The organism is Herminiimonas fonticola (assembly GCF_040395855.1).
Lineage (GTDB): Bacteria > Pseudomonadota > Gammaproteobacteria > Burkholderiales > Burkholderiaceae_D > Oxalicibacterium > Oxalicibacterium fonticola_A.
In genome coordinates this window covers 25,074-32,018 of record NZ_JBEBPO010000020.1, presented here as the reverse complement: position 1 = coordinate 32,018, position 6,945 = coordinate 25,074, and the positions used below count along the sequence as shown (strand labels likewise).

Genomic DNA, 6,945 nt, shown 5'->3' with positions numbered 1-6,945 from the left:
CAGCTGCCTAACGGCTATTACGCCGGCACGCTGACCGGTTTTGCACTGTCGAGCAACGGCGACATCGTCGGTCGTTATACGAACGGCCAGGTGAAGACGCTGGGACAAGTCATCCTGTCCAGCTTTGCCAATCCAAACGGCTTGCAGAATATTGGCGGCAATCAGTGGGTGGAAACGGCCGAGTCAGGCGTTCCGCGTACCAGCACACCTGGCAGCAGCGGCCTCGGATCGGTACAGTCGTCGCGGATCGAAGAATCCAACGTCGATCTGACCGCCGAACTGGTCAACATGATTACTGCGCAACGCGTCTATCAGGCCAATGCGCAAACCATCAAGACGCAGGATCAGATTCTGCAGACGCTGGTGAACCTGCGCTAATGCAGGCAGTGATGGCAGTCGTATCGGCTGGTTTGCAAAGCTGATGCGACTGATCACAGGAGAAAGAAATGGATAGACTGATTTACACCGCGATGACCGGCGCCAAGCAGATTCTGGAGCAGCAGGCGACGGTTACGCACAATCTGTCGAATGTCTCGACTACCGGCTTTCGCGCGCAGCTCGATACTTTCCGTGCAGTGCCGGTTGTCAATGCAGCTTTGCCGACCCGTACCTTCGTGGTTGACTCGACGGTAGGCAACGATTTCCGTGCCGGGCCTTTTCAGCAAACCGGGCGTGATCTTGACGTTGCGATCCAGGGAAAAGGCTGGCTGGCGGTAGAGCGTGCCGACGGCACCGAAGGATATACGCGCGCCGGCAGCCTGAGAGTCAATGAAAACGGTGTGCTGCAAACGCAATCTGGCCTGAATGTGCTTGGCGATGGCGGGCCGATTTCCATTCCGCCGGATGTGCACATCACAATCGGCAAGGACGGCACGATCTCTTCGGTGGAAACAGGCAGCAGGCCAGGCCAGACGATACAGGTCGGCCGCCTCAAACTGGTCAATCCGGACGAAGCCAATCTGAAGCGTGCCGACGACGGTTTGTTCGTTACGAAGGACGGTGAGGACGTGGCGGCCGATGCAGATGTGAGTGTGGTCAGCGGCGCAGTCGAGGGCAGTAACGTCAATGTTGTCGATGCGATGGTCAACATGATCAGCCTGGCAAGACAGTTCGAACTCCATATGAATATGTTGAAGCATGCCGAGAGTAACGCTGCCAAAGCCACCGAGTTTCTCGCTTTGAGTTAATGGCTGCGCAGGCACAATGAAACAACCGTCTGGTTTTAGATAACCGACATCGGAGAAAAAAATGATACGTTCCCTATGGATTTCCAAAACCGGTCTGGATGCGCAGCAAACGCAGATGGACGTCATCTCGAATAACCTGGCCAACGTCAGCACCACCGGTTTCAAGCGTTCACGTGCCGTGTTCGAGGATCTGCTGTATCAAACGATACGCCAGCCGGGTGCCGCGTCCTCGCAGCAGACGGAATTGCCATCGGGCCTGCAGCTCGGTACCGGTGTGCGTCCGGTAGCGACCGAACGCATTCATACGCAAGGCAATCTGCAACTGACCAGCAACGCCAAGAATCTGGCGATTGAAGGCGACGGTTTCTTCCAGGTTCTTATGCCGGACGGCACCACAGCGTACACGCGCGACGGTTCGTTCCAGACCGACAATCAGGGCCAGATGGTGACTTCCAGCGGCTTTCCCATCCAGCCTGCCATCACGATTCCGGAAAATGCTACGTCGATCACGATCAGTCGCGACGGTATCGTCTCGGTCACGGTGTCGGGCACGACCGCAGCAACCGAAGTCGGCGCGCTGCAACTGGCGACCTTCATCAATCCGGCCGGCTTGATGAGCCGTGGCGAAAACCTGTACGTGGAAACCACGGCATCCGGTACGGCGAACACCAACACACCGGGCAGCAACGGCGCCGGCTTGCTCAAGCAGAATTATGTCGAAACGTCGAACGTCAACGTGGTCGAAGAACTGGTCAGCATGATTCAGACGCAACGCGCATACGAAATCAACAGCAAGGCAATCACCACATCTGATCAGATGCTGCAACGTTTGACGCAGATTTAAGCGAGACGCGTGATCGCTCGGATAGCGTGTAAAGGAATGGCAATGAAATACTCTTTGATGGCATTGATCGTGGTGGCAAGCGCCGCGCTTTCTGCTTGTTCGACGCCGGACACGATCGTGAAAACACCGTTGACGGCGCGTCCGCAGGCGGCCAGCATGATTGCGCCACCGGCCAATGGCGCGATTTTCCAGACGGCGGCCTATCGCCCGATGTTTGAAGACAGACGCGCACGCCTGATTGGCGACACGATCACGATCGTCATCAACGAGAAGAGTTCGGCCGGCAAGCAGGCTGGCAGTGCCGCCAGCAAGACCGGTAGTGTGACCGCATCGGCGCCTAATATATTTGGACTGCTGGGCAGCCTGACCAATCGTCTGAGCGCAAGCGGATCGAATGCAATCAAGTATGAAGACAAGGGTGCGGTCACTTCCAGCAATAACTTCATCAGCACCATGACAGTGACCGTGATCGATGTGCTGTCGAACGGCAATCTGATCGTGGCAGGAGAAAAACAGGTTTCACTCGACAAGGGGTCCGAGTTCATTCGCTTCTCCGGTGTGATTGATCCGAGCACCGTCAACTCCGGCAATATCGTTTCGTCCACGCAGGTGGCCGATGCAAAAATCGAATATCGCACCAACAGCACAGTCGATGGCGCCGAAGTGGCATCGATGCTGGCGCGTTTCTTCCTCAGCGTACTGCCTCTCTGATGTCGGCAAGAGGCAACCAGGAAAGCATATGAAAACCGTACTCAAACCATCTTCCGTATTCAAAAAATCATTGCAGATGCTTGCCTGCTCGGCGTGCCTGCTGATGCCGCTCGCATCGCAGGCCGAACGTCTGAAAGATCTGACCAGCATCCAGGGCGTGCGGCAGAATCAATTGATCGGTTACGGCCTGGTCGTCGGTCTCGACGGCAGCGGCGATCAAACCACACAAACGCCGTTTACCGTGCAAAGCGTGATCAGCATGATGCAGCAAATGGGCATCAATCTGCCGCAAGGCACCAATCTGCAATTGAAGAACGTGGCGGCAGTCATGGTGACCTCGTCGCTGCCGGCATTTGCACAACCGGGCCAGACGCTGGACATTACCGTGTCGTCAATGGGCAATGCCAAAAGCCTGCGCGGCGGTACTTTGCTGATGACGCCGTTGAAAGGTGCCGACGGCCAGATTTACGGGATGGCGCAGGGCAATGTCGTGGTGGGTGGTGCAGGTGCGGCAGCCAATGGCAGCAAGGCACAGATCAATCATTTGAGCGTGGGCCGGATTTCTGCCGGCGCGACGGTAGAGCGTGCGGTCGCGACTTCGCTGGGTCAGGGCGACGTAATTTTTCTTGAATTGAAAGAAAGCGATTTCTCCACCGCCAGTCGCGTAGTCGATGCAGTCAATGCGCGCTTCGGCCCGCAAACGGCAGCGGCGCAGGATGGTCGCGTCATTCGCGTGCGTGCTCCGGCGAGCAACGACGAGCGCGTCAGTTTCCTCGGCGCACTGGAAAGCATCAATGTGACGCCGGCGCAGGTCAGCGCCAAGGTCATCATGAATGCACGCACCGGCTCGGTCGTGATGAATCAGGCGGTGACGCTGGATGCCTGCGCGGTGTCGCACGGCAATCTGTCGGTCACGATCAATACTCAACCTATCATCAGCCAGCCGGCACCGTTCTCCGGTGGGCAGACCGTGGTAGCGCAACAATCGCAAATTGAAATCAGCAAGGATCCGGGCAAAGTCATCCTGCTGAAAAATTCCACGTCGCTGGCAGATGTCGTTAAAGCCTTGAACTCGATAGGTGCGACGCCGCAGGATTTGCTGGCCATCCTGCAAGCGATGAAAGCTTCCGGTTCGCTGCGTGCAGAACTGGAAATCATTTAATTACGGATGATTAATTACGCATGATCACGCCTGCCGACAACTCGAACAGCTCGCTTGCGATCGATGCCAAGGGCATCGAATCGCTGAAGCAGTCAGCACGCCAGAATTCGCCTGATTCGCTGAAGGCTGCAGCCAAGCAGTTTGAAGCCTTGTTCATGAACATGATCATGAAAAGCATGCGCGAAGCGACGCCGCAGGAAGGCGTGTTCGATAACCAGCAGACCAAGATGTATACGTCGATGCTGGATCAGCAAATGAGTCAGAGCATGGCCAACAAGGGCATAGGGCTGGCTGAAGTATTGATACGTCAGTTGAGCGTCAACAATGCGGCGGCCGATACTGCCGCGATGAACGACGAGCGCAGCAACGCAACGGCCGGCAACGAAATCGGTTTGATGCAGGCAGCGCAGATACGCGATATCTACGGCCAGCATTCAAAACTGGCTGCAGCCTACGAGGGAAACGGTAGCGCTGTGGCTGCTGCTGAGGCGGCAGTTTCGAGCGCTGATCAACCTGCACATGTGCAGGCCTTCCAGAACAAGCTGAATGCGCACGCAGAAGAAGCCAGCAAAACCACGGGTATTCCTGCCAAATTCATGCTGGGGCAAGCCGCACTGGAAAGTGGCTGGGGCAAGCATGTGATGCGCACCGCAGATGGCAGCAGTAGTCACAATCTGTTCGGCATCAAGGCGACCGGCGGCTGGAAAGGCAAGACCGTGGATGCAGTAACGACCGAGTACGTCAACGGTGTAGCGCAAAAACGGGTGGAAAAATTCCGTGCCTACGATTCCTATGCAGACTCGTTCCGCGATTACGCGAAGCTGCTGAAGAATAATCCGCGTTACGAAAAAGTGCTGGCCAATGCTGGTGACGCACAGGGTTTTGCGCAAGGCTTGCAGCGTGCCGGTTATGCAACTGACCCCAATTACGCGGCAAAACTCACGCACATCATCAACAAGAATCTATCGGCTTGAGCAGAGTTTCCAGCGTGCTGGGGAAGCGCATGTTGCATAAGTTTCAAGTTGCTCCGCTCAAGTTTTCCATCGTCATGCCGTACACATCGATATAGCGTTTAAAGAACAACCATGGCCAATATTCTCAGCATCGCCCAGAGTGGACTTGCCGCAGCACAGGCGGGGCTTGCCACCACAGGACACAATATCGCGAACCAGGCGACGCCGGGCTACAGCCGGCAATTGGTCATTCAGGCATCGCTGGGAGGACAGAATTTCGGTTACGGTTTTATCGGCAACGGCACCACCGTGGAAACCGTGCAGCGCGTTTATAACGAGTTTCTCGGCTCGCAGGCAATTGCAGGCCAGGGCACGGCCAGCCAGCTGGCAACGTATTACGCACAAATCAACAAGATCAATAACATGATCGCCGACCCGACCACCGGGCTGACGCCGGTGTTGTCCGATTTCTTCAAGGGTATACAGGATCTGGTGGCGAATCCGGGTACTGCGCCGTCGCGCCAGGCCATGCTGTCGGGAGCACAGGCGCTGGCAGCACGTTTCCAGAGCATGGACAGCCAATTGCGCGGCATGCAGGATGGCGTCAACAATGAAATCAGTTCAGCCGTAACGAATATCAATGCCTACGCCAAGCAGATCGCCCAGTTGAACGAGGCGATTTCCAAGGCGCAGAATGGCACCGGACAACCGCCTAACGATCTGCTCGATCAACGTGACCTGATTGTTTCGGAACTGGCCAAGCAAACCAAGGTGTCGGTGGTCAAGCAGGAAAGCGGTTACGGCATCTTCATCGGCAACGGCCAGCCGCTGGTGGTGGGAAACGATGTGTTGCAACTGACGACCGTGAACTCGCCAACCGATCCGGGGCGCCTGCAAGTAGGCTACATCGCAAGTGGCACGACGGTCATTTTGCCGGAAAGTTCTTTAGTCGGCGGTAATCTGGGCGGCTTGTTCCAGTATCGTAGCGAGACGCTGGATGCGATGAGGAACTCGCTCGGCCGGATTGCAATCGGTCTGGCATCCACTTTCAATGAGCAGCACAAACTGGGACAGGATTTGAACGGTGCGATGGGAGGCGATTTTTTCAAAATGGCCGATCCTCTCGTTAATCCCAGCAGCAAAAATTCAGTTGGATCGGGGCTAAGTGCCAGCATCAGCAATGTCGACGCATTGACGACCAACGACTATCGCGTGTCCTTCAACGGAACTGACTACAAGATAACGCGCCTGCCCGACAATACCTCGGTCTATTCAGGCGCCACTTTTCCGACCCCTCCAGCTACCCCGTTAGAGATAGACGGCGTGAGTTTTTCGCTGACAGGTCCGATGGTTGCCGGCGATGAATTCGTAGTGAAACCGACCGTCAACGGTGCTTCGGATTTCAATGTGCTGATCAAGGATTTGAGTGCGATCGCAACGGCCACGCCGATTCGTACTGCTGCACCGACCGGCAATACCGGCAACGGCACGATCAGCCTGGGCAAAGTCAATTCGGGTTTTAACCCTGCGAATATCGCAACACCTGTTACGCTGAGTTACGACGGAACATCGGTGCCGCCGACCCTGACAGGATTTCCGGCGGTCGCGGTTACGGTTACCACGAATGGTGTGGCGACGACTTTTCCTGCCGGCACGCCGGTAACGTACACAGCCGGTTCCACCATCTCGTTTGACGGGATGGAAATTGAAATAGCCGGTGCACCGGTCAATGGCGATACCTTTACGATCAAAGCCAATACGAACGGTGACGGCGACAATCGCAATATGCTGGCTTTGGGCGAGCTGCAAACCAAGAAGGTCTTGCAGGGCGGCACCGCCAGCTATAACAGCGCCTATAGCCAGGTGGTGAGCCTGGTTGGCAATAAAACGCGTGAGATGCAAACCAACAGCGCAGCCGAAGCGACCTTGCTGAAACAGATACAGACGGCGCAGCAATCAGAGTCCGGCGTGAATCTGGATGAGGAAGCGACGAATCTACTGCGTTATCAACAGGCGTATCAGGCTTCCGGCAAGGTGATGCAGGCAGTCAGCGATATGTTCGATGTTTTGATCTCTCTGGGTCGATAG

Annotated in this window: 7 protein-coding genes; all 7 read left to right on the top strand. The window is 56.0% G+C overall.

Going from position 1 to position 6,945, the window contains the following annotated elements; translation table 11 throughout:
- On the top strand, window positions 1-378 hold a 378-nt coding region (locus ABWP27_RS04695), incomplete at its 5' end, for a flagellar hook-basal body complex protein (RefSeq protein WP_353154047.1).
- Window positions 379-446: 68 nt separating this feature from the next.
- Window positions 447-1,187 (top strand): flagellar basal-body rod protein FlgF, encoded by a 741-nt coding sequence (gene flgF / locus ABWP27_RS04690; RefSeq protein ID WP_353154045.1) that lies wholly within the window; start codon window positions 447-449, stop codon window positions 1,185-1,187.
- Window positions 1,188-1,248: 61 nt separating this feature from the next.
- Window positions 1,249-2,031: a flagellar basal-body rod protein FlgG gene (gene flgG, locus ABWP27_RS04685; protein ID WP_353154042.1), complete on the top strand. Its 783-nt coding sequence runs from the start codon at window positions 1,249-1,251 to the stop codon at window positions 2,029-2,031.
- A gap of 42 nt (window positions 2,032-2,073) precedes the next feature.
- Window positions 2,074-2,742 carry a flagellar basal body L-ring protein FlgH gene (locus ABWP27_RS04680; protein WP_353154039.1) on the top strand — a complete coding sequence of 223 codons (669 nt, stop codon included), beginning with the start codon at window positions 2,074-2,076 and terminating at the stop codon, window positions 2,740-2,742.
- 28 nt (window positions 2,743-2,770) lie between these two features.
- Window positions 2,771-3,904, top strand: coding sequence for a flagellar basal body P-ring protein FlgI (locus ABWP27_RS04675; protein WP_353154037.1), 1,134 nt, complete (start codon window positions 2,771-2,773; stop codon window positions 3,902-3,904).
- 20 nt (window positions 3,905-3,924) lie between these two features.
- Window positions 3,925-4,878 carry a flagellar assembly peptidoglycan hydrolase FlgJ gene (flgJ, locus tag ABWP27_RS04670; RefSeq protein WP_353154034.1) on the top strand — a complete coding sequence of 318 codons (954 nt, stop codon included), beginning with the start codon at window positions 3,925-3,927 and terminating at the stop codon, window positions 4,876-4,878.
- A gap of 111 nt (window positions 4,879-4,989) precedes the next feature.
- A complete protein-coding gene (gene flgK, locus ABWP27_RS04665) occupies window positions 4,990-6,945 on the top strand; it encodes a flagellar hook-associated protein FlgK (RefSeq protein WP_353154031.1) in 1,956 nt (651 codons plus the stop codon).

Bases quoted from the DNA above. Each gene is read 5' to 3' on its own strand.
- ABWP27_RS04675 (WP_353154037.1), top strand. From the start codon at position 2,771: ATGAAAACCGTACTCAAACCATCTTCCGTATTCAAAAAATCATTGCAG.
- flgG (WP_353154042.1), top strand. From the start codon at position 1,249: ATGATACGTTCCCTATGGATTTCCAAAACCGGTCTGGATGCGCAGCAA.
- flgK (WP_353154031.1), top strand. From the start codon at position 4,990: ATGGCCAATATTCTCAGCATCGCCCAGAGTGGACTTGCCGCAGCACAG.
- flgF (WP_353154045.1), top strand. From the start codon at position 447: ATGGATAGACTGATTTACACCGCGATGACCGGCGCCAAGCAGATTCTG.
- flgJ (WP_353154034.1), top strand. From the start codon at position 3,925: ATGATCACGCCTGCCGACAACTCGAACAGCTCGCTTGCGATCGATGCC.
- ABWP27_RS04680 (WP_353154039.1), top strand. From the start codon at position 2,074: ATGAAATACTCTTTGATGGCATTGATCGTGGTGGCAAGCGCCGCGCTT.